Here is a 26709-nt window from a genome sequence, read left to right as displayed (position 1 = left end):
CTCTGAGGGTCTATGGATGCACAATCATGAAAATCATTCACTTGTCAGGATAGGGAGATAGCTTGCACCCTATTGCCTATTGCCTATCCCCCACTCCCCATTCCCCATTCCCCATTCCCTCAAAGTGGCCATTGGGTTAAACTTCAATTAAATTCAGCCATTGCCAGAGCTAGTCGCTATACTGATGGAATTCAAGGGCAATTATTCAGCATTTAGTTGGTCGAGGATACTGGTGGATATCCCAACATCAACCTCAAAAATCACGAGAACCTATTTTCAACGGCAGCTTCGGAGCTTGCAGCGGGATGTGCTACGGATGGGCGCTCTAGTAGAAAATTCATGCTGCCTAGCTCGTCAAGCCCTATTTGAACAAGACCTAGAAGCAGCCAATCAGATTCAACCCCAAGACAAGCGTATCGATCAACTCTATCGCCAAATTGAACTCGATTGTGTGACCACCATTGCTCTTCAATCACCTGTCACCCAAGATTTAAGATTACTCAGTTCTATGATGCAGTTAGTTAAAGATTTAGAGCGCATTGGGGACTATGCCAAAGACTTAGGAGAGATTGCAATTAAACTCTTTGCCTATCCTCCCCATCCCATGATTGGCGACGTGCAACTGATGTACGATCGCACTCAATCTATGTTAGCTATGAGTTTAGTTGCCTTATCCAATCTTGATGCTCAGGGAGGCTTAGAGATCAAAATAAAAGATGATGTAGTCGATGCAGACTATGAATATCTGTACCAAAAATTAGCCAATCAACGCCATATTCAAGGGGAAATAGAACCGATTTTATTGCTCGTTTTAATCATTCGTCATTTAGAGCGTATGGCGGATCATTCAACCAACATTGGCCAGCGCGTGGCTTATATTGTGACCGGTGAGCGTCATTAAATCAGCGATCGCCGATCTACTCGATCCCGATTAATGATAAACTCAAAAGAGTCGATTTTATCCTCGGATCAATTGACCAGCAATTCACCAAACGTTAACAGGTGGCAGCAAGTTAAGGGAAATGTACGGGTCTACTCTTTCCGGTTTACCCTAACGCAAGCTTATTCTTCAGAAGAAGGCTTGATCGTGCTCTGATAATCTTTGGGTCTGAGTTGAGACTCTTATCCGCAACTCATCATTTCCGTTAGTGCGGATAAACCTTAGCAAAAGACCATAGGAATATCTACCTGATTCCCGATTGGGTTGCCCTTAGCTCAAGGCTGAATTGTTTCCATACGGGTAAGAGTCTGCATCGCTCGGACTCTTGTTAAGAAACAGCCCCACCCTAAAGGCAAGGATTGGATTAAGATCGTCCCCATAAATTAACCCGATCTAATCCTAATTTGAGAGCTAGGCTGGTTCAATCTCCATGAACCGCCTCGCCCTATCCAGATAGCCAACTGGCTGTAAAGACACAGACAACTAAGGACGTATCGCTACATGGAATTCACGATCGCCAATTTGCTCTCCAATTTCACTGATGATAAACTGATTGCTCCTAAAGTCCTAGAAAAAAAACTGGGACTTTCGAGTGATATCAGTTTACGTCAACTACAAATCGCTCTGGACGCTCTAGAGAAAATGGGGATACTGATCAAAGACCGAGGACGGTATCGCCGGGGTCCAGGAAATGGACTGGTAGAAGGGAAACTGCGCTGTTCGAGTAAAGGATTTTGCTTTGCCATTCAAGATGACGAAGAAGCTGAGGATATCTATATCCGAGAAAGTAATCTATCCACTGCTTGGAATGGAGACCGCGTCTTTGTGCGTGTCCTCAAAGAAGGCTCCAGACGGCGATCGCCAGAAGGAGAAGTTTTCCTGATTATCGACCGTGCCATTACCTCGGTTCTCGCTCGGATAAAATGGCAAGATGGGGACTATAAAGCAGTTCCTCTCGATGACCGTCTACTCTTTGAACTGAGCTTACCCAACAATGGAACCCTAGAATCGGCCATTGAACATTTGGTGCATGTCTCCATTGAGCGCTATCCCCTCGGGCCTTATCCCCCCATCGGAGAAGTCACCCAAGTGCTGGGACTCAACGCTGAAGAAGCAGCCGATACCGAAATTGTTCGCTGCAAACACGACCTTCCCAAGATTTTTTCTCCTGCGGTTCTGGAAGAGGCGGCTAACTTACAACCCCAAGGAATAGGGCCAGATGATCGCCAAGACCTACGCTCGATCTTGACCTTCACCATCAAACCAGGAGAATATGCAGATCAAACCGATACCTTTGATGATGCGATTAGCGTAGAGCCGTGGGAAGGAGGGAATTGGCGCTTAGGCATTCATATTGCCGATGTCTCGGATTGGATTCCCCCCAATTGTGCGATCGATCAAGCGGCTGCCAAACGGGGCGTTTCCGTTTATCTGGGGCACAAAGTGCTACCCATGTTACCCCCAGAAGTAACCCAACACTGCGCCCTGATTCAAGGACAAGAGCGGCGTAGTCTCTCGGTTTTGATCATTCTCGATAGTCAAGGTCAAGTTCAAGAATATACGATTGAACCCACGGTCATTAGCGTAGATCATCATCTCAATTATCAACAAACCCAAGCTCTTCTGGTGGCAGAAGAACCCGTTGAAGACCTACCAGCAGTTCTGGGAGAAACGGTTAAACAGCTCTACAGCCTCACCCAGCAACTGCGCCAGCATCGTCTAGCACGAGGGTCTTTTGAGCTGAACTTACCCGATCAGAAATACCACTACGATGATGAAGGCTCCCTAGGTGCTTTGGTGGTTCCCTTCTCCTTACCGGCTAGAGGAATGGTGACGGAACTGATGATCTTAGCCAATCAACTGGTCGCCAAACATCTCAGAGAGCTACAAGTCCCAGCCCTCTATCGGGTTCATCAAGCCCCCCATGTGGAAGAAATCCATGAACTGATTAAACTGGCTGCTAATCTAGGGATCGGCTTAGAACTCGAAGAGGAGGAAGAGGTGAAACCGAGGGATTATCAGAACTTTACTGGGCAGTTTGATGGCACGTCAGCCCAGAAAGTGCTGACCTATTTACTACTAGGGGCACTCAAACCAGCCTTTTATAGTATTGCGCCCAAACCTCACTTTGGGTTGGCGGTGGATGAAGGGTATACCCACTTTACAGCTCCCTTACATCGATATTCTGACCTGTTAATTCATCGAGTTCTGCATGAAGTGTTTACTCAAGGTCGCGATCGCCGGAATGCTCGTGCTAAAGAAGGAGTAAACTTAACCAGCAGTAGCTGTCATGGCAAAATTAACTGGAATGTACTGCCCCCAGATACGCAAGCCGATTTAGAAGACCACTTTAGCGCCATGGTTGCCCATCTAAGTGAAGCCGAACGCATCGCTCAAGAAGCCATAGACGACTTAGATGGCCTACAAAAAGCTGAGTTCATGAAATCCCACACCGGAGAAATCTTCCACGGAGTGATTACCGGGGTTCAATCCTATGGATTTTTTGTCGAACTCGAAGATGCCTTAGTCGAAGGACTCGTGCATGTCAGCTCCCTGAAAGATGACTGGTATGAATATCGAAGTCGTCAACAAATGCTGATTGGGCGTAAAAATCGCAATCACTATCGCTTAGGCGATCGCGTCGAAGTCCAAGTCAAGAGTGTAGACTACTATCGTCAACAAATTGACTTAGTCGCCATTAGTGGCGGCAGCTATAGCCCCGATAGCTTTGATGATGAGGAGGAAGAAGACGAAGATTACTATAACTAGGGAATAGGTAATGGGTAATGGGTAATGGGTAATAGGGTCTTAGCCTCCCTATCCTCCCCATCCTCCTCTCCCTATCTCCGCGTCCCCGTTTCCCAGCGTCTGGAGTGTCCCCCCATCCCTGTATCCCTGCGTCTGGAATATCCCCCCATCCCCCATCTTGAAATCATGAACTTACCCTTAATCCTGGGGGTCTCTGGAGCCTCTGGCCTCATCTATGCTATCCGCGCCCTTAAGTACCTATTAGCGGCAGAATACACCATTGAGTTAGTCGCCTCCAAAGCGACATATCAAGTTTGGCAAGCCGAACAAGGGATTACAATGCCTGGAGACGGGCAAAAACAAAGTCAATTTTGGCGAGAACAAGCCGGAGAAATGGACAAGGGACAATTAATCTGTCATCCTTGGCAAAATGTGGGGGCGGCGATCGCCAGTGGCTCCTTCCGAACTCAGGGTATGTTAGTGATCCCCTGTAGTATGTCCACAGTCGCTAAACTAGCAGTCGGATTAAGTTCCGATTTACTAGAAAGAGCAGCCGATGTGCAGCTCAAAGAAGGACGAAAACTGGCGATCGTTCCTAGGGAAACTCCCTTAAGCGTCATCCACCTGCGGAACTTAACCACCCTAGCTGAAATTGGGGTTCAAGTTGTACCCGCGATTCCTGCTTGGTATCATAACCCTCAAACCATTGAAGACTTAGTTGATTTTGTGGTCGCGAGGGCACTCGATCAATTTGGTATTGATTGCGTTCCTCTCAACCGTTGGCAGGGCGGGTTAAAATAGGCAGATGAATCAAAAAAATGTGCTATTGGGAGTTCTAGGGATCGGTCTTGTTGCCGTAGCGCAAAATCTGACCCTCTCAATGTCCGTGGTGTTTTTGGGAGGGAAGTTACCCTCTCTGCCCCTGGGCATTTGGCTCTTTATTGCCTTTACCCTAGGACTCATCAGCTCTCGCCTGATTACCATCATTTTACAAAGTGCTGATGGAGTGATCGAATATACAAGCGAGCAAGAAATCTCTTCAACCCGTAAGACTAACGTCGCCTCGAACCCAGTCACTGATAGCAGTCGAAGTGAGCGCAGTCGAAGTGACCGGAGCGGTTCATCTCCAAAAGAAAGTAACCGCTCTCCAGGTAAGAATTTCTTTTCTAAATCTAAACGCTCTGTTGATTCAGAAGACGATTGGGAACAAACCCCTAAACCCCACAAGGAATGGGAAGAAGAGCGCCCTAATCCAGTAACTTGGGGCAATGGAGAACAAGAGAGCCAGAATACTTATCGTAGTGTCTCAAAACCTCCAGAGCGCCCTACCGAAAAACCGAAGGATACCGTTTATGATGCCGACTACCGGGTGATTATTCCCCCTTATGAAGCATCCGCATCCTCTCCTCCTACTCCGAAGAAAGAGAACGACACAACCGACTGGGATACTCAAGACTCCAACCCTTCAGAAGATCGAGATTGGATTTAGAGTGCCACGCGCTGTAAAGTAATAAGTAATATTTTGTCGTTATAAATCACTTCAGCTGAATTAAGAATCGTTTCGCGACGCAGAATACAGCACTTTTCGATGTGATGAGGTACAGTAATCGAAATTTTCCTTGAGAGTGCCTTCCCATGAAAAGCCGGAAGAATGGGCATTATAGCGTGAAAAATGGTTTCCCTATTACCTATTACCTATTACCGCGCGAAGCGCTGTATTATGGGTGTGCATCATAGTTTAAGGATTGGCTGTATCATTCTTATATTGTTAATTGTTAATCCTTTGAGCCATGAACAACACCCTTAAACACTGTAGCCTTTTCCTCGTGGGTATGATGGGGGCTGGTAAAACTACAGTGGGCCAGGGTTTAGCTAAACAGCTCGATTATCGTTTTTTTGATACGGATACGTTGATTGAACGGGTGGCAGGTACTAAGATTCCCCAATTGTTTGCCACTCAGGGGGAGGAAGGCTTTCGGCAACTCGAAACCCAGGTACTAGCCCAATTATCTGCTCAAGTGCGCTCTGTGATTTCGACGGGTGGTGGTATTGTCCTAAAACCGGAGAATTGGGGCTATCTGCGCCATGGGATTGTGGTTTGGCTTGATGTTCCGGTACAAATCCTCTACGATCGCCTAAAAACCGATGATACTCGTCCCCTATTAAAAACGACCAATCCTCTGGAGACTTTACAGACGTTGTGCGATCGCCGTCAAGATCTCTATGCACAAGCCGATTTACATCTAACGCTCACCGGAGCTGAGTCCCCCAAACAAGTCGCCGATACCGTTCTGAGCCAACTCCCTCGGATTTTGAAATCCGATTCTGTTCACAATTAACAGTTGAGCCACTCGGCTTTCATTTTCCCCCGTCTCATAAACCGAGAAATTCCCGTATGCCCCTTGAAACCGAAGAGTATGACCAAAAATCCCTCAAATTCTTGAGCAAAAAACCCGACTGGCAAGAACTAGCCAAAGACTGCGTATGCTTTGCCAATGCCAGAGGCGGTGCAATCCGAATCGGCATCGAAGACGGTGAAACCCAGCCTCCTGATGGACAAACTATCTCGCTCCACTGGATCGAACGAATCAGCAAACGCATCAGCGAACTTACCCTCAACGTCACCATCGCCCCCCGCATCGAAACCGCCGCCAACGGCAGCCAATATCTCCACATAGCCATTTCCCGCGCTCCCAATGTCGCCTCCACTAGCGATGGGCGCTACTACCTGCGAGTTGCTGATGCCTGCAAACCTGTCCTGGGGGATGATGTCCTACGCTTGATTAACGAACGTCCCACTGCCCCTTGGGAAACCCTGACTACTCTGCAAGTCGCCCGCCATCAGATTGACCCCGGCAAGTTCTCAGCCTTCTGTGACGGTATCCGCACCTCAGATCGCGTCAAAACCTCAGTTAAAGAGAAAACCGATACTGAACTGCTCGATCATTACTTCCTCGCTCAAGGCGACTGGCTCACCAACCTGGGTATTCTCTGTGTCGGTCAACGGAGCGATCGCGCCCGCTTAGGAACTGCTCCTGTAGTACAATTCCTCAAATACAACCAGCAGGAGCAGAAAGTCAATAAACTACTGTGGGATGACTTTTCCCTCTCCCCCATGGAACTCGTCGAAGTTGTCTGGATGGAAATTCCCGACTTCCGCGAACGCTACGAACTCCCTGATGGTCTGTTTCGCCAATTCCTTCCCCTCTACGATGAAGGCGTTGTGCGAGAACTGTTAGTCAATGCATTGGTTCACCGTCCCTACTCCCAACGGGGTGACATTTTTCTCAACCTATTTCCTGATCGCCTGCAAATCGTCAATCCCGGCCCCCTGCCCCTCGGTGTCACGCCCCAAAATGTCCTCCACAGCACTGTGCGCCGTAACGAAAATCTCGCCCGCATTTTCCACGACCTGAAACTGATGGAACGGGAAGGTAGCGGCTTCGACCAAATCTATGAAATCCTCCTCTCTCAAGGACGCAGGCCACCCGTACTCAAAGAAGGCAGCGATCGAGTCGCCGTTACTATTTATCGACAAGTCTTGAAACAAGAGGTCATCAATTTACTGGCGATTTGCGATCAGCAATACCAACTTACCCAACGAGAAAAAATTACCCTAGGGCTGCTGGCGCAACAGGAAAGCCTCAGCACTCGCGAACTGTCCCAACAACTGTGCTTGTCAGAGGGACAACCCCTGACCTCCTGGCTCGGTCAGTTATTGGATTTCAACTTGATCGTGCAAACCGGACAAACGAAAGGAACTCGTTACTATGTCAATCCTGACTTACTGCGTTCTGCTCAAGTCTATCAGAGAACAACGTTGCAAAGAATTGAACCTCACCGTCTCAAGGCTCTGATTTTAGAGGATTTACGTCATTATCCAGGCTCTAGTAGTAGCGAGATCCATCGCCGAATTGCACCAGAAATCGAGTATATGAAGCTCTATCGCACGATTGCTGAACTTGCCAAGGCACAGCGAATTCGCTATGAGGGACAGAATCGATGGCGGCGTTATTGGCTCAATGAGCGATCGCCTTGAGCGAGGGAGAAGGTGAGTCTCTCTTTCATTTTGAAAGAGAGAGTGCAAGACGGATCTCTTCACAGAGGGTAAAACCCTTGTCTCATAAGGATTTATCTCTTTCACACTGTAAGAGAAGCTCTCTCTATTCTCAGCTTTGCTATATCGTTTGTTAAAGAGAAATCCGATTCTGTTCACAATTAACAGTTGAGCCACTCGGCTTTCATCCACAATCAGACCTTTGTTAAATCAAGGAATCTATTCATGTCTACAGCAGCAACTGACCATCTAGATGAACCCACTCGGGTTCGTGTCTTAAGTGAAGCTCTTCCTTATATCCAGAAATTTGCCGGTCGGACAGTCGTGATTAAATACGGGGGAGCAGCGATGAAAGATAGCACCCTCAAAGACCAAGTCATGCGCGATATTGTGTTTCTTTCCTGTGTGGGAGTGCGTCCAGTGCTAGTCCATGGAGGAGGGCCGGAAATTAACACCTGGTTGGGCAAATTAGGCATCGAACCCCAATTCAAGAATGGATTGCGCGTGACTGATGCACCGACGATGGATGTAGTAGAAATGGTGTTAGTCGGTCGGGTAAATAAGGAAATCGTCTCGTTAATTAACCAAGCTGGGGGCCAGGCGATCGGCCTGTGCGGTAAAGATGGTAACTTGATTACTGCTCGCCCCCAAGGTCAAGAAGGGATTGGATTTGTGGGAGAAGTGAGCAGCATCAACACTAAAGTTCTGAAGCCATTGTTGGAAAATGGTTATATTCCCGTAATCTCTAGTGTCGCCTGCGATCCCCAAGGACAAGCCTATAACATTAATGCCGATACCGTAGCTGGAGAATTGGCTGCGTCCTTATCGGCGGAAAAACTGATCTTGTTAACCGATACAGCCGGTATTTTGAGAAACTATAAAGACCCCTCGACCCTGATCGATAGCCTAGATATTCAGGAAGCTCGCAATCTCATTGAGGTGGGAATTGTCGCTGGAGGAATGATTCCAAAAGTGCAATGCTGTGTCCGAAGTTTAGCTCAAGGAGTCAGAGCGACCCATGTTATTGATGGCCGGGTTCCCCATTCCCTGTTGTTGGAGGTGCTAACTGATGCTGGAATTGGTTCGATGATTGTGGCTTAGGGAGGAAGGATGGAACTGTTGGAAAGAGGTAAACAAGCCTTTGAGCGTGGAGACTATCGGGAGGCGATCGCCGATTTAGAAGCCGCCAAGGGACAAGTGGCTGGCTCTTCTGCCTTGGGAGGTGAGGTGCAGATTTGGTTAGTCACCGCCTATGAAGCAGCCGGAAAGCGCGACGAAGCCTTATCTTTATGTGAAACCCTGGACAATCATGCCGATTGGCACACTCGCAAACAAGCACGCCGGTTATTAGAGATTTTGAAGGCTCCCCAACTTAATCGCCGTTCGGAATGGAATACTACGATTCCCGATTTATCTGCTATGGAGGAGAGCGATCGCCTTTATCGTCAAGGAACAGGAACCACCCAAGTTAAGCCTCCAAAGTCCAAAGAGGAGTTAGAACCGATGGATTGGTCCTCCGTAGAAACAGAAGATAATCGGTTTCTTTGGGTGGCTTTAGTGGCGATCGCCTTAATTATTGGCGGGTGGATTGGCTTCGGATAGGGGGATAATGGGAAGGCAGCCAACACGAGATAGACCAAAATCATGGGAAAACATCGATCTAGGGTTCGGATTTTCTGGCCGTTATATTTAATCGTGGCGATCGCCCTCACGGGATGCGTTAAGTATGATGTGGGGGTCAATTTTCAAAGCCCAACCTATGGAGAAATGGTGCAACGGGTGCAAATTTCCGATCGCCTGCACGATTTCAGCCAAGTGGTGGCCGAACAATGGTTAGAAAGCTTGCAAGAACGTACCCGAAAATTGCGAGGCAAAACCCAACGGATTTCCGACCGGGAACTGCTCGTCACCATTCCCTTTTATAATGGTGCAGACTTAGCCTCCAAGTTTAATGAGTTTTTTAACCCCACTCATCTCCAAACCCAAACAGAGGATGAAACCCTACCCCAACTCACCTCCGAACTCAATATTGCTCAAAATAACTTTTGGATCGCCATTCGCAACCGTCTAGAAATGGATGTAGACTTGCGATCGCTCGCCGTTCTCTCCTCCGAAGGCAATGTTCTCGTCAGTCCCGGTTCCCTATTCAATCTAGAATTTGCCCTTACTACCCCCTGGGATGCCCAACCCATTACCGAAGCTGAAAATAGCCTCACTCCCATCTCAGACCCCGAAAATCATCAATTAATTTGGACACTTGAGGCCGGAGAAATCAATCACTTAGAAGTCATTTTTTGGGTTCCCAGTCCCATTGGTATTGGAGCCTTAATCATCCTAGCTGCTGTTTTTGGTGGCATGACTCTCAAAGATTGGTTACCTCAAAATGGGTAATGGGGAGATGAGGAGATAAGGGGATGGGGAGACACAGAGATATCCTATTCCCTATTCTCTATTCCCGACTCCCCACTCCCCACTCTGTACACTATCGTTTTGTAGAAATCCCTATGGAAGCCTTAAAAGGAAGAAACATATTAAGCGTTGCCGATTTAACCGTTGACGAACTGCATGAGCTATTAACCTTCGCTGCCCAACTCAAATCAGGAGACATCAGTTGGACTTGCCGTAAAGTTCTTGGACTTTTATTTAGCAAAGCTTCAACCCGTACCCGCGTCAGCTTTAGCGTTGCCATGTATCAACTGGGCGGTCAAGTCATTGACCTCAATCCCAGTGTCACCCAAGTCAGTCGTGGCGAACCCGTTACCGATACAGCCAGAGTTTTAGGCCGGTATTTAGATATTTTGGCTGTTCGTACCTTTGAACAAAAAGAATTAGAAAACTATGCCCAATTTTCTGGTATTCCTGTCATCAACGCCCTCACCGACTTAGAGCATCCTTGCCAAATCTTCGCTGATTTACTCACTATCCAAGAATGTTTTGGCAGTTGCCAAGGTAAAACCCTATCCTATTTTGGCGATGGCAATAATGTTGCCAATTCCCTCTTACTCGGCTGTGCAATGATGGGCATGAATGTACGCATTGCTGTCCCTTCTGCTGAATATGAACCCAACTCGAAAATTGTCGCCAAAGCCAAAGAATTTGCGGGTGGTAAAACAGAAGTGATTGTTACCCACAATGCCCAAGAAGCCGCCAAAGGATGTCATGCTTTATATACTGATGTTTGGGCAAGTATGGGTCAAGAAAAAGAAGCCAGAGAACGGATTCCACTCTTCAAACCTTATCAGGTGAATACAGAGCTATTAAAATTAGCCGATCCTGAAGCTATTATCCTCCATTGTTTACCCGCCCATCGTGGTGAAGAAATTACCGATGAAGTGATGGAATGTCCCCAATCTCGCCTATGGGATCAGGCAGAAAACCGAATGCACGCCCAAAAAGCCCTCTTAGCCAGTATTCTAGGCAAAGATGAATAGACTTCGTGCAGAAGTACTAAGGTGCGTTAGCGACAGCCTAATGCACCCACTCAAAGCTATAGCAGAGAAAGAGTCGGTTAGCACAGTTAGGTTATGGTTTGAGGCAAGAGGCAATAGAAAATGTCCTAACTCTCCTTTTCTTTGCTATAAAAGCACAAAAATTCCTACACCTCTTTTCCTCATCCCTTGAGAAGCGAATCCATCTCCAGTAGGAGAGAGTAAACTTTGTTAGTTTTCATTATTAATTACTATGTCTAATTCCGATCAACTGAATCTCTTCGATGACTCAACTATTGCCGGCAATTCTGGGTTTTCTTCCCTAGAATTAATTCCCAAAGATCCCAAAATTCCCATTCCTCCAGGAACCTATGAAACATTAGAAGCCCTGACCAAACATTGCCAACAGTGTCAGCGCTGCGAATTAGGACAAAACCGTACCCATGTAGTAATTCACCGGGGAAATCCCAAAGCTAGCTTGATGATTGTGGGAGAAGCTCCCGGACAAAATGAAGACGAAAAAGGATTACCATTTGTCGGGAAATCCGGTCAGTTACTCGATAAAATATTGGCATCGGTAAAATTAGATAGCGAGCGTGATGTTTATATTTGTAATGTCAACAAATGCCGCCCTCCAGGAAACCGTAAACCCACGTCCTCAGAAATGGATGCTTGTAAGCCTTATTTATTAGAACAAATCCGTTTAGTGAATCCAAAAATCATTTTATTGACTGGTGCAACAGCCGTTCAAGGGATCTTAGCAGATAAACGAGGCATTACAAAAATTCGCGGTCAGTGGTTTGACTGGCAAGGGCGCTTCTGTATGCCTATTTTTCACCCCGCTTATTTACTGCGAAATCCCTCCCGCGAACAAGGAAAGCCAAAGTGGTTAATGTGGCAGGATATTCAAGAGGTACGGCGCAAGTTAGATGAAATCAGTTAGAGCATATAGAGAAAATTGGGTCATTAACTATAGTTGGGGAAGTCCGTATAACCTTCTCGGTCAAATGAAAACCAAATGTTGATCTCAGCTTCGGGGTTCAGCGGCCAGCTATTCGTAAAACGCTCTACTAAATCGGGATTGCTAATAAATGGTCGCCCAAAGGCAATTAAATCGGCATGTCCCTCTTTAATTGCAACTTCAGCCGTTTCTTGAGTATATCCACAATTTCCCATTAGCGGTGCTGTAAATACTTCTCGAAATTCTGCCAACGTCATCGGTTCTCCTAATTCGTGAAAACCAAAGCCTAAACCATCCATTACATGGAGGTATGCTAATCCATAAACATTTAACTGTTTAGCAATATACAGAGAGTTTTCGCGAAAGTCTGGCGAACCCATATCATTAAAATTCCCATTTGGGGCGAGTCTAACCCCGACTCGATCTGCTGACCAAACTGTGAGAACGGATTCAACAATTTCTTGGAGAAAGCGATATCGGTTTTCCACACTCCCACCATACCTATCAGTCCGATGGTTGGTTTTAGATTGCAGAAATTGGTCGATTAAATAGCCATTAGCAGCATGAATCTCTACCCCATCAAATCCTGCTTCTTTACCGCGTTCTGCTGCTCGACGATAGTCTTCTACAATTGTGGGGATTTCCTCTGTTTCTAAGGCGCGAGGGGTTTCGTAGGGTTGTTTGCCAATCGGAGTATGAACATATTCTCCATTGAGTTTAATTGCTGAAGGGGCAACGGGTAATTGACCGTTTTCCTGAAAACTACTATGGGAGGCTCGTCCGCAATGCCAAAGTTGCAGAAAAATGAGTCCTCCTCGAGCATGAATGGCATCAACAACTTGTTTCCAGGCTTCAGTTTGTTCCTCTGAGTAAATCCCAGGTGAATTTAGCCATCCATTGGCTTGTTGAGAAATAACTGTTGCCTCGGTTATAATCAAACCCGCAGAGACCCGTTGAGTATAATATTCAGCCATCAAAGCGTTGGGAATGCGTTCTGAACCTGCGCGTGAACGGGTCATGGGGGCCATAACTACGCGATTTTTTAGGGGCAATTCTCGTAAGCTAAAAGGGCTGAGTAATGTTGGTGATACTGTTGATACATTCATCTATTCGTTATCTCCCAAATGGACAGTTAAAAACCAGGATTTGTCTGTAGTTCTGATTGCGATTATAGCATCAAAAAATGTTTGCGACAATTAATCCTTGTTCAGTGTATGTATATAGGAAAATGATATAATCATAATGAAAAAAATATCAATGAAGATTTTTGCAGACTACCATATTATATTTTTAAGTGATGCCAATAACAATGATGATATTTCAGGATACATTTCCGATCATTCTATTAAGGATAAATTAGTATATACATCTAGTAAAATTGCAATTGTTACTGCAAGAAATATGGAAGTGCCTGTGGGCTTGGGAATAAGTGAAAAGAATATTCCTGTATCTTTAGATTCTTGGGATCATATAGTTCAGTGTAGTATTATGATACACTCTGGGAAATTAGCTGTTTTTGGTGCTGTAGATTACCAACCCGATACTTTGCAAATACCAGTTAACCCAGGGATATATCAAGTAACAGTTTTGTATGGAGGACTTGATACTATAAGTAAAGATGGATTAGAAGGAGAAGATTTTTATAAAATATTATTATATCCTACAGATAAATTAGAGGGTACAAAAATTTTAAAGCAAACAGTTGGATAAAAAGCTTCACTATCTTATAATCCTCGGAGGGTCTTGAGTTGGGTGTAAGCTTGCTGGAAGTCGTCGCTGGTAATATAGAGTTCGCTAATGGGTTGGTTTAGGGTACGGAAACGGCGGATGGATTGGAGGGCAGCTTGGTTGCTCAGAAGTGCTAGATCTGCGCCGCTCCATCCGAGGGTGAGTTGGGCGTAGTGGGAGAGGTCAATGCCGGAAAGGGGACGGTTGTGGTTGTGGACTTGGAGAATGGCGAGGCGACTGGGGGTGTCGGGGAGGTCGATTTTCAGTTGCAGATCGAGACGGCCGGAACGCAACAGAGCGGGATCGATCGCCTCCGGACGATTGGTTGCTGCAATCAGAATCAGGTTTTTGGAAACTGATAACCCGTCAATTTCGGTCAGAAGTTGCCCCACCACGCGATCGCCCACTCCAGAATCACCGCTATACTGACCTCGTGCGGGCGCTAGGGTATCGATTTCATCGATAAAAATCACGCAAGGAGCCGCTTGTCTGGCTTTGGCAAACAGTTCTCGCACGGCTTGTTCTGAGGCTCCGACCCAACGACTGAGCAGCTCTGGCCCGGAAATGGCGATAAAGTTCGCCTGTGCTTGGGAGGCGATCGCCTTAGCCAACAGGGTTTTACCCGTTCCTGGTTCTCCCATCAGTAATATGCCTTTGGGCGCTTTCGCTTGCGTTTTTTGATACAGTTCTGGATAGAGCAATTGCCCTTCGACGGACTCTTGCAACAGTTGTTTGGTCTCCTCTAACCCGCCAATATCGTCCCAAGCGACTTGGGGAGATTCCACTTCCACCGAGCGCAATACTGCGGGTTTAATCGCACTTAGCGCTTGCTCAAAATCATCGGAATTAATGGTTAATGGGGCAGTGGGTTGGGTGTCTGGGGTGGGGACTTGGCGACGCAGAGCATGATGGGCGGCTTTTTGACACAGGGCTTTTAAGTCTGCGCCCACAAATCCGACAGAGCGGGAGGCGATCGCCTCCAAATCCACCCCAGACTCTAAGGGCATCCCTTGGCTGAGAATCTGGAGAATCTGTACTCGTTCCTCTATTCTGGGGACTCGAAACACAATTTCGCGATCGAATCTTCCCGGTCGTCGCAAAGCCGGATCGAGGCGGTTGGGGAGGTTCGTGGCGGCTAAAATGACCACAGAATCACTAACTGAAAAGCCATCCATCAAGCCCAATAACTGACCAACCACGCGCTTTTCCACTTCTCCTTCCACTTGGGAGCGATCGGGCGCTAAACTATCAATCTCATCAATAAAAATTAGGCAAGGAGCATTACGAGCCGCTTTCTCAAATAAATCCCTTAATCGACCTTCCGATTCTCCATAATATTTCCCCATAATTTCCGGCCCCGTAATGGCGATATAATTCACCCCTAATTCGGCAGCCAGAGAGCGAGCCGTGAGAGTTTTTCCCGTGCCAGGGGGCCCCACTAACAATACTCCCCGCGTCGGTTCTAGACCCAATTGCGCCAGTAATTCAGGACGTTTTAAGGGCAGTTCCACCAGTTCTCGTAATTCCTGCTTCACTTCTTCTAAACCACCAATTTGGTTTAAGGATAAGTTGCCAGAATTAGACGCAGTTGGAGGATTACCCCCAGTTTCCGAGGGTGGCGGCGTAATAATCACCTCTGATGAAGGTTTACTCGGGGCACGTTTAGGAATATTTCTACCTTGGGGGATATTACTCAAAGAACGAAACTGAATATCGGTTTTCAATTCTCCTTGTTCTGCTTTTTCTTCTAGCCGTTTGGCGAGTTCTAATAGGTCTTCAAATCCTTTAAATAAATCATTCATCATGAAGTATGGATAGTTTTTATGGATTATTATACCCATTCTTAAGGTCAAAGTAGGATATAATTGCATTAGAGAGTCGATTTTACTTTGAGAATTGGGTATCCTCTAGAAAATATTATCATGCCGGCTAAAGATTTGTTTCATCAAGCTGTACGCCATGCTTTAGAAAAAGATGGATGGATAATCACCCATGACCCTCTGATGCTACGATCCGATCTCGGAAAATTTTATGTCGATCTGGGTGCAGAAAAGTTTTTAGCGGCAGAACGAGAAGGAGATATAGCGCTTTGCGCTAGGGAATAGGGAATAGGCTTTTGGTACATAGCTTTGAGGATTCAACACTGTCCCTCATAACAGCGCAAAGCGCTGTAAAATTGCCGTAGAAATTAAAAGCTTTATTCAAAACTCCACGATTTCCGAATTTTATACAGCCCTTGGTCAATTTATTACCTATCGTAGTCTCTTGCTAAAACAATATTCAGAGCATATTCTTTATCTCGCCATTACTCTCGAAACCTATAATTCTTTTTTTAGTATAGAATTAGTTCAAGAAATCATTAACACTCAACAATTGAAGATCATTCTCTATGAACCGAAACAGGAGAGTATTAACCGATGGATAAACCTGAGGGGGCGACAAGGAGGCTGAATACACCATCTTCCCAAAACCATACTTCTGGAATATCTAGGAGGCGGTAGCGTTGCAGTTTGTTGGGGCTGCCACTGGTAAAGATGACTTCGATGACTAAATCCGGGCTAGGCTTAGATGTACTGAAACAATAAGATTCGTCCGGTTCGGCGGAAACGGTACTTTCGCGCTCCTGCGTTCGAGCCAAGGGGTTCAAATTCAATGCCCATTTCCAGGCAAAATAATCCAATCAGAAATCCAATTAAGCGACTGAAACATTCGTGTTCTCGTCCCGGCATGAGAATTTCTACGGTATTTTGGTAGTAAAAAAGCCGCAGATTACGGCGATCGCCAAATCTAGACTGAAGAAGTTTGAATTGCTCCCAAGTAATCCCAGAATGGACAATAAATACGCTGATCCGACGATGGAGACTTGACTTGTTCAGATGGCAGTTGAACCATAGGTCTATCGCGCTTCGTTCTGGTAAACAATTATTACAATTTTTGCTAATTTGGATAAAATTGTCCCCAAAAAATAGAGGAATTTATAGGAGAGATAATAAGCTTCTGGGAAAATCCCGACGGGAAATTCCCAGAAACCGAACTTTAACAGCCTCCTAAGTCCATCCAGAGAGGGATTTTACTGACTCAACCCCCCGCTCTGGAACTGAAAATAATTAGGAGAATAAATCCATGTTAACGAACCAATCTGGAATTAATGCAGTTACTCGCACCCTTAAGTGCGTTGCTCTTAGCGTAATGTCCGTGGTTCTCTATTGGAGCAACGTTAATCTTCATACTTTATTTAACGTTTAATAATATGATAAAAACCCCCTATCCCCTCATCCCCCCACCTTGCCATTTTCCAGGTGAGAATGAAAATTCCCTGCTTAAGGACAGGGATGCCGGCTAAATGTTACGGTATGTAACAAACCTATTCCCCTAGAGGGCAATTTAAGCAACAGTGTTGAACAAACCTATGTTTAACAGGAGTTCTCGATCATGGCTTTATCAGATACTCAAGTATTTGTGGCTCTAGTTCTGGCTTTAATCCCAGGAATCTTAGCTTTCCGCCTCTCTACCGAACTGTATAAGTAAGGTTGAAGTCCCTGTTAATCAAGGGTCTTTGAGAATTCTGGGGGGAATACGGAAAAAACTTTTGAGAATGGGCGGTTAGGGTGAACTCTAAGGTGTATTATCAGGGCATAAATTTTTGTTGCGCTGTAATCCTCTAAAACGCCCATGCTTGCTAGTGAGCCAACCCCCCAGAGACCCCCTCATTCCGTTAATCCATTGGATCGTCGTCGGATGCGGAACCAGCGCCAAAGATCGCGTCGTCGCTCCTCTCCCTTAGCTGCGGCGATCGCCTGGGAAACAATGATGAAGTTAAGTGTGAATCTGGTTTTGGTCGCGATCGCAACTGGGGCAGTGATGCGCCTGATTCCCTATCATCGATCGGTAGAAGAAAAGTTAGAAATTGTCGAGATCCAAGTTCAGCAAACTCAAGACCGAGTCACTCAACTACAACAAGATTTTGACCGATCTTTCGATCCCGAGCAAGCGAAGCAAGTGATGGCTGAACAAAGTCACCGGATCGATCCGCAAAAACGTTCTGTGGTTTGGAAAAAGGAGCGGGTAGATCGATAATTCATTCTGGAAATCCCTTATTCTGCAAGGGGTTTGAGCAGTTGGTCTTTCCAATGCAGAACCCGTTGATATTGGCGTTGTTCGGCTCCTGAGAGCTGGGGAGCATTTTGGAAGGAGTCGATCGCTCTTTGGTAGTCGGCGATCGCCCAATTCCAATCTCCCATCAGATGATAGGTGCGTCCTCGTTCGGCGTAAATATAGCCTTCTAGACGACCCAGACGCAGGGCAAAGTCCAGGTTATCGAGGGCAAGTTCATAAATTTGAAGTTGTCTAAAGGTAATTCCTCGGTTAATCCAAGCTTGGATTTTTAAGGGATTTAAATCTAACGTTTGATCGTAGTCGAGCAGAGCAGCGTAGAGATCTCCTAGACGAGCGTAGGCATTGGCACGATTATTATACGCTCGATCGAGTGTAGGATTCAGTTGGATCGCTTGGCTATAGTCGGCGATCGCCTCTTCCACCTCTCCATCCTGAAAATGGGCATATCCGCGATTATTGTAGTGATCGGCACAAGTGGGATCGGCTTCAATCAGACAAGTTAACAGGTCAATAGCACCTAAATAGTCCCCTTGTTCTAAGCGAGTTTTAGCTTGTTGGCTCAATTTTCGATTAACGGGGGGGCTTTCTGTTGTCGGTTGAGGTTGCCTTGGATATAAACCTCCGAAAGAATCAACACTAGAAGTAGAAAGATTGATGCCCATGAACTGTACCTCAATGAATGACTGTACTTTATCTTTGATACCTTCACTGTAAGGGGGAAATCCTGACGGAAAAAGTGCGAATGTACCAGTTACTCAGGTGGCTAATGGTAAGATGCAACAGATGGAATAGCGGGGTGCGCTGATCGAGGTCTCTGTTACTTTCGGTTTGGGAGAGCGCTTAAACTCTTGCTTCCTCCTAGTTAGGTTGATATCCAATCCATTGATTTATATCCCTTACCCTTATGACTGCTGAACAAACCTATCCCAATGCCCCCGATGTATCCGGGGATGATTATTTAGTCCTTGGCTTGGCCACTTGCTTTATTAAGGAAGATGGAGAGGTCTATCCGGTTAAAGTAATAGAACCGATCCCTTCAGCCGCTCTAGAAGCTTTATTTAAGGGAATTCCCACCTCCTATGAAATGGCCTTGGGAACCACATTAGGTACGGTACTGATCCATCAGACCCCCCAAAAACCGACCGAGTTCCCAGAGAAGCCCCAGTTCTGTGACGAGTTTGTAGAACGAGCGATCGCCGCTGTTCGCAGTTATAAGGTTCCCAGTCATCAAACTGCTAAAGCGAAAATTCCCATCGGCACTTGTCATCAAGATTTTAACTTTTCCACGGAGCGCAAACGAGTTTTAAATATGACGAATGTGGTTCGCACAGAAGATAATGTAAAACAACACGAACATACCCATAAGGTACTTTAAGGAATGATCAAACTCTATGGTGGCCCGCGAACTCGTGGAACTTTAGTTCAGTGGTATTTAGAGGAACTGGGTGTTCCCTATGAATTGATTGCTGTGGACATCCAAGGGCAAGAACATAAGAAACCGGACTATTTGGCAATTCATCCCATGGGAAAGGTGCCTGCCCTCGTAGATGGCGATTTTACCATTTGGGAATCTGGGGCAATTTTAATGTATCTGGCTCTCCAGTATGGCAATGCTCAGGGATCGGTGCAAGAGATCGCACAGATGAACCAGTGGACGATCTTTGCCAATGCTAGTTTGGGGCCAGGGGTGTTTATTGAAGCATCCCGCGATCGCGCCTTGGCGGACTTTATGCCTCCCCTAAATCAACGTCTACAAGCTCAACCGTTTTTACTCAGCGATCGGCTTACCGTAGCTGATGTGGCAGTCGGATCGCTTCTCTTCTATATGCCTGTGATGCTCAAGCTTGATTTGAGTGAGTATCCAGCCATTACGGAGTACATCCAGCGTTTATCCGAACGTCCCGCTTTCCAAAATACCCTTGGCAAACGCTAGATACATAAAAATGAGACAGGCTTCAAACCTGTCTCTAGGGAAATAAATGTTTCTGATTTTACATTTATCTTAAACTCTATTTAAACCCAACTGCTGCTTGCCAAACAAAGGCCAGCAGTAAGAAAAAGATAGGAATTACAGGCAAAACATCGATTAGTGGGCTAAAGGCTGAATAGGCTTCAGGTAATTTTGCCAACAGCAGTGCTGCTTCCATAAGTGTGTTTTCCTCTCCAACAGTACGGGGCATGATTTTCAGAATTGAAAAAAATATTAACATATAGTGCCCCACCAGGGAATAGGGCATGAAGTCAATGCTCAGGGCTGAATAGCCCATGCAGGAAAAACAATAGTTTTTTTAGATACTATTTCATAATTAAATTTGCTGAGAATGACCAGGTGGCAATCGGCTTTGATATTACCAAAGCCGAATAATCAGTTACAGAAAGTTTTCGCTATTCTGTTTGGCATTACGCTGCCAACACCAGGAACCCCATAATTCCCAGCGATAAGCTCCTTTGCTCAAGATAAAATCGATCGCGAGTCGATATAATCGAAAGTGGGTTGGTGGCGATACTCCTGTGGAGTCGCTTTGTGCGCAAAATTGCCGAATCTGAGTGAAAGAAGGTCGTTTATCTTATGTCCATCACATCACGAAGTTTGCAAAAGCTCCTCCGGGAGAATATATCCGGGACAAAACCCCTTAGCGTTAATCTCGAACAGGCTAAAGATCTAGCAGAAGACTTGTTGGCGCGAGTTGAGCCTCTCGCCGGCGCAGAGCGGCATAATAACTGTCACCATTACCATCGTTTTCAAAGAAGATCAAGTACAGAGCAGACCCCCAGCAATACCCTCTGTTGTTGTATTTTACTCGAAGAATCCAGCGAGCGTTGGTATCGAAATCACACCCATTTACATCTGTTCATGAGTCCGGAGCAACAGCTCTGGGTAGAGTTAGGGGGAGAGCGATCGCCCGCCCCCGTTTCAGACCTGAGTGAGATGGTTGCCCTGATCCAAGCATTTTTCCAGAGGGTTGACCGGCAAAAAGCACAAGCTGCCAAGCGCCAAAAACAGAAAGACTTGAAAGTGCAAGCTATCTTGGCTCAGGTGCGTAAAATTGCTAAGGAAGATCAATTTGACTTTGCCACCGAAGTCGATACCGTTAAGCTCAAGCTGATTATTCGTCTGTCTGACAACAACGACTATTTTGCCATTTTGATTCCCTTTAACCAGTTCAAGGAAGTTTTACCCAAATTGCGAACCGCAATTCAGGCTCTGCGCGAGACTTACAACAGTGGTGTTCGTTTTACAACTCGTCTTAAGCGGGGCTACGGCCGCTCTAGCTGGATTCGTCATCAGGATTTGTAGTGAAAGGGTAAAGGTCGAAGACAATGATTCGTATTGATGCGAGGGAACTCTATCAAGTTCTGGAACTAACTCCACCGGAGCAAAATATCCTCCTGGTGGGCAAGCATGGTATTGGCAAATCGGAAATGATTAGCCATTTCTACAGTCAGCGCCAGAATCTGCCAGTAATCCCGTTCTTTTTGGGTCAAATGAGCGATCCGGGGGATTTGATTGGCTTGTTGCACAAAGACGAGAAAACTGGGCGATCGGTGTTTTTACCGCCCTACTGGTGGCCGGAACCCGATCGCCCCGTGGTGCTCTTCCTAGACGAGCTTAACCGCGCCCGACCCGAAATTTTGCAAGCCGTTCAAGACCTGACTCTGAACAAAACTTTAGCCGGTAGAGCACTACCTTCTGGCAGTATTGTGATTGCTGCGGTGAATGCGGGAGAAGAATATCAACTGACAGAACTCGATCCGGCGCTGGTGTCGCGGTTTAATCTCTACGAGTTTGCGCCGACAGTGGAAGATTGGCTACTCTGGGCTTCCGATCGCAATATCGATGCGCGGGTGTTAACCTTTATCCAACAGCATCCAGACTATCTCGACGGCGACAATCCCGATGCGGATATGGCGATCGCCACCGCCGGCCTGGTGAAAACCCCCGATCGCCGCGCTTGGGTGAAAGTTGCGAATTTTGTGCGCAACCATCCAAAGCTGGAGGACATTCACTTCAAACTGATTGCCGGTATGGTGGGGACTCGCGCCAGTATCACCTTTCGCCAAAGCCTCGCGACTCAACGGGGTTTGAGTCCAGAACAACTTCTGTTGCAGTTTGCTAAACATTCCAAACAGCTTAAAGACCTGGAAATTCAGGACTTTGCTAGTTTGAACGAACGGGTTTTACTCTGGCTCAATGCTGGGCATTGCCCTGACAATAAAGCAGAGAATGCCCGCAAGAATCTGTTGAAATATCTCCAGTATCTCGCCAAAGCCAAACAACGGGAGGCGATCGCTCATTTTTCCTCTCTGGTTCAGGGGCCCAAATTTAGCGATGCCATGGGATTTGTGGCTGAATCGATGGATCTGATTGACTTTTTGTCGGAGTATTTAGAGGCGATCGAGGTTTGAACCCCAATCGTTCGCCAGAAACCCGGTTTCTCCAACCTCTTTTAATCTCTGTACGATCTATTATTATGATGAAACCGATTGCCCGTCACCGTATTGCTCGAATTGTGGAAAAGTGGCTGCTCGTCGAGCCGCTGTTGCTGGCGACTTGGACGAGTCACGCTTTGGTCTCCGAGCCACGCATCCAAACGATTCGCGTGCAACGGGGACGAATTGAGTACAATCCGGAGTTTATTCAGCAGTTGAGCGATCGCCACCTAGAAGCCACCCTGCGCTTTGAAGCCCTACGGATTCTGCTCAAACACCCCTACAGTCGTCGCCAAGCCCACTCCGCAATTAGCTATGCTGCTAGCAATTTAACGCTTCAGGAATACTTGCAAACCGAGTTGCCATTTCCTCGGGCGCGGGATGTCTTTAGCGATCGCAACTATGACCAGCAATTCTTCGAGTTTTATTACCACAAATTGCTCGACCAACAGTCCTCCAATCCACAGGGAGCAGCCTCTGGAGTGCCAGGAGTAGGCATGGGGGAAGCGAATGCTGCACTTGCATCCAGCTCTCCTGGCTCTTCTGAATCTAAACCGACTTCAACCCCCAGCGATCGCCCCTCAAATTTACTCGCGATTTATACTGACACAAACTCGATCGGTGTGGAAAATACTGACCAGTGGGATCGAGATGAATTGTTGAGCGATCGCCTAGACGAGCTAGTGAGAATGGCTCAAGCCAATGACAGTTGGGGCAGCATTGGCGGCAAGTTGCGCGAACGGATTTTGGCGAATCTGCACCCAAAACTCGACTATCGGGCAGTTTTACGCAAGTTTCGCACCTCTATCCTCAGCCAACAGCGCAGGCTAACCCGCATGAAGCCGAATCGCCGGTATGGGTTCGCCTATATGGGTAGTCGTCGCGAGTTTAGCACCCGTTTACTCTTTGCCATTGATGTGAGCGGCTCCATGGGAACCAAAGAGCTACAGCAGGGGTTTTCGGTGGTGAATCGCTTTTTTAACTATGGCGTGCCGGCGATCGATGCGATCCAATTTGATACCAAGATTACCGCCGATGTGATGACGTTCCGCCGCGCCAAAAAGGAAGTGCAATTAACCGGACGAGGCGGGACAAATTTTGACCCAGTTGTGGCGTATCTGGAGGAACATCGGGATTACGATGGACTAATTATTTACACGGATGGTTATGCTCCTTGCCCCATTCCACCACAGAATCGGCGGACTCGTATTCTGTGGTTATTTGTAAGCGAGGAGAATTACCGCAGTTGTTATCCCAAGCTACAGCATTTGGGGCAGGGGGCTTATCTTAAGGCTAGTGCCGGACAATGAGATCCTCTATGTCAGGATCGTTCCTAAGTTGTGCCATCTCAATCTAAAGTTAAGTTATCTGAATAATGCTGAATCTCAACAACAAGTCAAAGAGTTGGTGGCACAACATCAAGATGCGACTTTAGCCGAACTGTGTGAATTATTTGCAGAACTCACAGGAAATTGGGTGAGTGCTACAGCCATGTGGCGGTGTTTACAAAAATTAGGACTATCTCGTAAAAAAAACACGATGTAGTAGTCAAGCAGCAACTCAAAGAGGACAAAAATTGAGAGTAGAATAGGGGGAAAACGTTAAAGAGATAGAGCCAGAGAACTTAGTATTTATAGACAAAACGGGGATTCTACTGGGAGAAAATTGCCCTTATAGCCACTCAGAGGTAGGGACAAGAGTCAGGGAAATGAAACCTTTTTATCGAGGAGAAAAAGTTACCTTAGTTGGGGCGATTACTCAAGATAAAGTTTTAGCTTTGATGACCCTTGATGGCTCTTTATACACCGCTGCTTTTAAGGTCTTTATTGACCCTTTTCTTGTTCCTAAATTATGACCAGGGGCAGTCATTTTCATGGATAAATTGGCGATTCATAAAAGGGAATCTATTGTCAAGAAAATTGAAGCGGTTGGCGCAAGTGTCATCTATTTATCTCCCTACTCTCCAGATTTTAATCCAATTGAAATGTGGGGGTCACAACTGAAGTCTTTTATTATGGATTTTTCTCCAACTACCCCCGCTATGATTGATACTCTTTTGGCTGTAGCCCTTGACTTAATTAATCCGGAACATTTGAGAAATTGGTTTGCTCATTGTTGTTACTGTATCTCATGACAGCGCGAAGCGCTGTAAGTGTCAAAGGCCAATATGGCACTGGATCGACTATGCCGAGATTGCGATCGATAATTTTGTAAGAAAATGCTTGAGAGTCAACCATCTTGCGATCGCTTGCTATACTTCCCCTAAAGACAATACCTTCGCCAAAACCAAAAATGCCTTGATTCGTAGGTTGGGTTTCGTTCCTCAACCCAACCTACGGGAAAATGGCGAAGGTATTGCTAAAATGGAAACATATTTTTTGGGTAATATGCCATGACGCAAGGTACTGCCAGAGTTGTCCCCCGCTTAACAGCGCAGGAATATTTGGAATGGGAAGTCCAACAACCCCTACGCTACGAATATTTTAATGGGGAAGTGTTTGCGATGGCAGGGGGAACACTGCCCCATGCAGATATTGCCCTAAATTTGGCAAGCCTCCTGCGAGAACCGTTACGGGGGCGCTGCAAAGTGCGTAACTCTGATGCCAAGGTGGGCATCACCGATGAGGGACCGTTTACCTATCCAGATCTTAGTATTAGCTGCGACGATCGCGATCGCACCGCCCGAGAATTTATCCGCTATCCCTGCATCATTATTGAAGTGCTTTCTCCAAGTACGGAGGCTTACGATCGCGGGGGGAAGTTCGCCCTGTACCGTCGTCTCTCAACGCTACAAGAATATGTTTTAGTGAGTTCTGAAACCAAAACAGTTGAGATTTTTCGGCGGGATGCTGTTCGAGAGTGGCGATTCATTCCTTACAGTGAAGGTGATACGATTGAGTTGATGAGTTTGGGAATTACGTTATCGCTAAATGCTATTTATGAAGATGTTGTTTTAGAGTTAGAGGATGAAGGAAGTGAAAAAAAGTAGCACTGTTTATCAGCATAAATCTATTAAAGTGCGATCGCCAATTTGGCGTATCTGGAAGAACATCAGGATTATCATTGTCTGATGGTTTACACTGGGTGAATCCCTCACATCTCATGCACTAATTTAGTGAGATCAAGGCACTACACAATCAGCAATTGCACTCTCTACTCCCTAAAAAGTATATTAACTTTTGTTACGCGATCGCCCTGTTGACCCAAGAGAAATCTTAAACTCGCCTTGATGAGTTGCTCGATAAGAACACCTTTTATGGCTTATTTTTGGTTTAAAGCATTCCACCTGATCGGTGTTGTGGTCTGGTTTGCAGGCTTGTTTTATTTAGTTCGTCTCTTTGTTTACCATGCTGAAGCCTCAGAACGAGATGAACCGGCACAAACCATTCTCAAGGCGCAATACAAAATTATGGAAAAGCGCCTCTATCATATTATTACCATGCCTGGAATGGCCGTTACCGTGGCAATGGCGATTGGTTTAATTTCTACAGAACCGGAAATTTTAAAGTCGGGTTGGCTACATATTAAACTAGCTCTGGTTACTGCGTTACTGGCCTATCATTTCTATTGTGGACACATTATGAAACGGTTAGCATCTGGTGAATGCAACTGGACAGGTCAACAATTTCGCGCTTTAAATGAAGCCCCAACAGTGTTGTTAGTTGTTATCGTTCTTTTGGCTGTATTTAAGGGAAGTTTACCTTTAGATTTAACAACTTGGCTCATTTTTGGGCTGGTTGTGTCGATGGTAGCTGCGATTCAACTTTATGCGAAGAAACGTCGCCAAGATAAGGAAAAAATGTTGGAACAGATTGAACAAAAAACATCGGCTTCATCAGCCAGTTAACCTAATCTTAGATGACCCGAAACCCCCGAAAGACAAGAGATGCTTTGTCTTTCGGGAAATGGGAAGAGGCGATCGCGATCGATATTGTGATTGACCAAAAACAAACAGTGTGATATATTCTACAAAAGGTATGGCAGATAAAACGTTTAAAAGTAAAAAATATCGTTTTTTCGCAAGAGAATCGATTATGGTTGACAATCGTATTAAAAAAAGCGATGGGTTGGCTTGTCTTTTTATTGTTATCAGGCAGTATTGTTTGTTTTCTCCTGATCGAACGAGGTTACAGCGCTTCGCGCTGTTATAAGGTACAATAACAACAATGAGCAAACCAATTTCTTAAATGTTTAGGATTAATTAAGTCAAGGGCTACAGCCAGAAGAGTATCAATCATAAAGGGAGTAGTCGGAGCAAAAGCTAGAATAAAAGACTTTAGTTGTGACCCCCACATTTCAA

The 26709-nt window shown here is 46.0% G+C and carries 30 protein-coding genes and 1 pseudogene; 26 read left to right on the top strand and 5 right to left on the bottom strand.

The window, feature by feature from the left end:
• Positions 1-229 precede the first annotated feature (229 nt).
• The 11 genes from phoU (at position 230) to AC3A14_RS15790 (ending at position 12116) form a co-directional block, all read left to right on the top strand.
• On the top strand, positions 230-901 hold the full coding sequence (gene phoU / locus AC3A14_RS15840; RefSeq protein ID WP_413039192.1) for a phosphate signaling complex protein PhoU: 672 nt from the start codon (positions 230-232) through the stop codon (positions 899-901).
• Between the two features lie 540 nt (positions 902-1441).
• Positions 1442-3709 (top strand): ribonuclease R family protein, encoded by a 2268-nt coding sequence (locus tag AC3A14_RS15835; RefSeq protein WP_318731193.1) that lies wholly within the window; start codon positions 1442-1444, stop codon positions 3707-3709.
• A 165-nt stretch (positions 3710-3874) separates the two neighbouring features.
• Positions 3875-4489: a flavin prenyltransferase UbiX gene (locus AC3A14_RS15830; protein ID WP_413038669.1), complete on the top strand. Its 615-nt coding sequence runs from the start codon at positions 3875-3877 to the stop codon at positions 4487-4489.
• A gap of 4 nt (positions 4490-4493) precedes the next feature.
• The gene (locus tag AC3A14_RS15825; protein WP_487779058.1) at positions 4494-5177 is read left to right on the top strand and encodes a LapA family protein; all 684 of its coding nucleotides are present in this window, start codon (positions 4494-4496) and stop codon (positions 5175-5177) included.
• Positions 5178-5478: 301 nt separating this feature from the next.
• Positions 5479-6027, top strand: a complete 549-nt coding sequence (locus tag AC3A14_RS15820; protein ID WP_318700879.1) for a shikimate kinase — start codon at positions 5479-5481, stop codon at positions 6025-6027.
• A 56-nt stretch (positions 6028-6083) separates the two neighbouring features.
• Positions 6084-7727, top strand: a complete 1644-nt coding sequence (locus AC3A14_RS15815) for an ATP-binding protein (RefSeq protein ID WP_318731191.1) — start codon at positions 6084-6086, stop codon at positions 7725-7727.
• Between the two features lie 243 nt (positions 7728-7970).
• Positions 7971-8846 carry an acetylglutamate kinase gene (gene argB / locus AC3A14_RS15810; RefSeq protein ID WP_318699025.1) on the top strand — a complete coding sequence of 292 codons (876 nt, stop codon included), beginning with the start codon at positions 7971-7973 and terminating at the stop codon, positions 8844-8846.
• Positions 8847-8855: 9 nt separating this feature from the next.
• Positions 8856-9347 (top strand): hypothetical protein, encoded by a 492-nt coding sequence (locus AC3A14_RS15805; RefSeq protein WP_318731190.1) that lies wholly within the window; start codon positions 8856-8858, stop codon positions 9345-9347.
• A gap of 42 nt (positions 9348-9389) precedes the next feature.
• A complete protein-coding gene (locus AC3A14_RS15800; RefSeq protein WP_318731189.1) occupies positions 9390-10136 on the top strand; it encodes a DUF3153 domain-containing protein in 747 nt (248 codons plus the stop codon).
• 113 nt (positions 10137-10249) lie between these two features.
• Positions 10250-11176 carry an ornithine carbamoyltransferase gene (gene argF / locus AC3A14_RS15795; protein ID WP_413039168.1) on the top strand — a complete coding sequence of 309 codons (927 nt, stop codon included), beginning with the start codon at positions 10250-10252 and terminating at the stop codon, positions 11174-11176.
• 250 nt (positions 11177-11426) lie between these two features.
• Complete coding sequence (locus AC3A14_RS15790; RefSeq protein ID WP_318731187.1) at positions 11427-12116, top strand: uracil-DNA glycosylase; 690 nt, start codon at positions 11427-11429, stop codon at positions 12114-12116.
• Between the two features lie 23 nt (positions 12117-12139).
• Here AC3A14_RS15790 and AC3A14_RS15785 read toward each other — a convergent pair whose 3' ends face one another.
• Entirely contained in the window at positions 12140-13240 is a 1101-nt protein-coding gene (locus tag AC3A14_RS15785; RefSeq protein ID WP_318731186.1) for an alkene reductase, read from the bottom strand.
• 136 nt (positions 13241-13376) lie between these two features.
• On the opposite strand from AC3A14_RS15785, the gene AC3A14_RS15780 reads away from it, so the two are divergent.
• The gene (locus AC3A14_RS15780; protein WP_318731185.1) at positions 13377-13844 is read left to right on the top strand and encodes a hypothetical protein; all 468 of its coding nucleotides are present in this window, start codon (positions 13377-13379) and stop codon (positions 13842-13844) included.
• A gap of 14 nt (positions 13845-13858) precedes the next feature.
• On the opposite strand, the gene AC3A14_RS15775 is transcribed toward AC3A14_RS15780, so the two are convergent.
• Positions 13859-15664, bottom strand: a complete 1806-nt coding sequence (locus tag AC3A14_RS15775) for an AAA family ATPase (RefSeq protein ID WP_413039167.1) — start codon at positions 15662-15664, stop codon at positions 13859-13861.
• A 120-nt stretch (positions 15665-15784) separates the two neighbouring features.
• Between AC3A14_RS15775 and AC3A14_RS15770 the strand changes: the two genes are divergently transcribed.
• Both AC3A14_RS15770 and AC3A14_RS15765 read left to right on the top strand, forming a co-directional pair.
• A complete protein-coding gene (locus AC3A14_RS15770) occupies positions 15785-15967 on the top strand; it encodes an element excision factor XisH family protein (protein ID WP_318731183.1) in 183 nt (60 codons plus the stop codon).
• A 70-nt stretch (positions 15968-16037) separates the two neighbouring features.
• On the top strand, positions 16038-16313 hold the full coding sequence (locus AC3A14_RS15765) for an element excision factor XisH family protein (protein WP_413039166.1): 276 nt from the start codon (positions 16038-16040) through the stop codon (positions 16311-16313).
• Here the strand turns inward: AC3A14_RS15765 and AC3A14_RS15760 are convergent.
• Positions 16273-16500, bottom strand: a complete 228-nt coding sequence (locus tag AC3A14_RS15760; RefSeq protein ID WP_318731182.1) for a PDDEXK family nuclease — start codon at positions 16498-16500, stop codon at positions 16273-16275. The two genes, AC3A14_RS15765 and AC3A14_RS15760, sit on opposite strands and share 41 nt — an antisense overlap.
• Before the next feature lie 485 nt (positions 16501-16985).
• On the opposite strand from AC3A14_RS15760, the gene AC3A14_RS15755 reads away from it, so the two are divergent.
• The 3 genes from AC3A14_RS15755 (at position 16986) to AC3A14_RS15745 (ending at position 17939) form a co-directional block, all read left to right on the top strand.
• Complete coding sequence (locus AC3A14_RS15755; RefSeq protein WP_318737312.1) at positions 16986-17108, top strand: hypothetical protein; 123 nt, start codon at positions 16986-16988, stop codon at positions 17106-17108.
• Positions 17109-17294: 186 nt separating this feature from the next.
• Positions 17295-17390 carry a photosystem I reaction center subunit XII gene (psaM, locus tag AC3A14_RS15750; protein ID WP_271940292.1) on the top strand — a complete coding sequence of 32 codons (96 nt, stop codon included), beginning with the start codon at positions 17295-17297 and terminating at the stop codon, positions 17388-17390.
• A gap of 144 nt (positions 17391-17534) precedes the next feature.
• Positions 17535-17939, top strand: coding sequence for a slr1601 family putative cell division protein (locus AC3A14_RS15745; protein ID WP_318699041.1), 405 nt, complete (start codon positions 17535-17537; stop codon positions 17937-17939).
• Positions 17940-17956: 17 nt separating this feature from the next.
• On the opposite strand, the gene AC3A14_RS15740 is transcribed toward AC3A14_RS15745, so the two are convergent.
• Entirely contained in the window at positions 17957-18640 is a 684-nt protein-coding gene (locus AC3A14_RS15740) for a tetratricopeptide repeat protein (RefSeq protein ID WP_318731181.1), read from the bottom strand.
• A 242-nt stretch (positions 18641-18882) separates the two neighbouring features.
• On the opposite strand from AC3A14_RS15740, the gene AC3A14_RS15735 reads away from it, so the two are divergent.
• A complete protein-coding gene (locus AC3A14_RS15735; RefSeq protein WP_318731180.1) occupies positions 18883-19353 on the top strand; it encodes a hypothetical protein in 471 nt (156 codons plus the stop codon).
• A gap of 3 nt (positions 19354-19356) precedes the next feature.
• Positions 19357-19911, top strand: a complete 555-nt coding sequence (locus tag AC3A14_RS15730) for a glutathione S-transferase family protein (protein ID WP_318731179.1) — start codon at positions 19357-19359, stop codon at positions 19909-19911.
• Positions 19912-19987: 76 nt separating this feature from the next.
• Here AC3A14_RS15730 and AC3A14_RS15725 read toward each other — a convergent pair whose 3' ends face one another.
• Complete coding sequence (locus tag AC3A14_RS15725; RefSeq protein ID WP_271940287.1) at positions 19988-20125, bottom strand: photosystem II reaction center protein K; 138 nt, start codon at positions 20123-20125, stop codon at positions 19988-19990.
• Between the two features lie 422 nt (positions 20126-20547).
• Between AC3A14_RS15725 and AC3A14_RS15720 the strand changes: the two genes are divergently transcribed.
• From AC3A14_RS15720 to hemJ, 7 genes and pseudogenes are all read left to right on the top strand, one after another.
• A complete protein-coding gene (locus AC3A14_RS15720) occupies positions 20548-21276 on the top strand; it encodes a hypothetical protein (protein WP_318699045.1) in 729 nt (242 codons plus the stop codon).
• Between the two features lie 23 nt (positions 21277-21299).
• Entirely contained in the window at positions 21300-22385 is a 1086-nt protein-coding gene (locus AC3A14_RS15715) for an AAA family ATPase (RefSeq protein ID WP_318731178.1), read from the top strand.
• A 65-nt stretch (positions 22386-22450) separates the two neighbouring features.
• Entirely contained in the window at positions 22451-23719 is a 1269-nt protein-coding gene (locus tag AC3A14_RS15710) for a DUF2201 family putative metallopeptidase (RefSeq protein ID WP_318731177.1), read from the top strand.
• Positions 23706-23954, top strand: a complete 249-nt coding sequence (locus AC3A14_RS15705; protein WP_487779057.1) for a hypothetical protein — start codon at positions 23706-23708, stop codon at positions 23952-23954. Before AC3A14_RS15710 ends, AC3A14_RS15705 begins: the two co-directional genes overlap by 14 nt.
• A 64-nt stretch (positions 23955-24018) precedes the next feature.
• Positions 24019-24543 (top strand): annotated as a pseudogene (locus AC3A14_RS15700) (transposase).
• Positions 24544-24801: 258 nt separating this feature from the next.
• Positions 24802-25398, top strand: a complete 597-nt coding sequence (locus AC3A14_RS15695; RefSeq protein WP_318736401.1) for a Uma2 family endonuclease — start codon at positions 24802-24804, stop codon at positions 25396-25398.
• A gap of 267 nt (positions 25399-25665) precedes the next feature.
• Positions 25666-26256, top strand: coding sequence for a protoporphyrinogen oxidase HemJ (hemJ, locus tag AC3A14_RS15690; protein ID WP_318736398.1), 591 nt, complete (start codon positions 25666-25668; stop codon positions 26254-26256).
• The last annotated feature ends 453 nt before the right edge of the window (positions 26257-26709 follow it).

This window comes from Roseofilum sp. (genome assembly GCF_982964205.1).
Note: the sequence above shows the minus strand (reverse complement) of the source record. Positions and strands in the feature narration are given on the sequence as shown.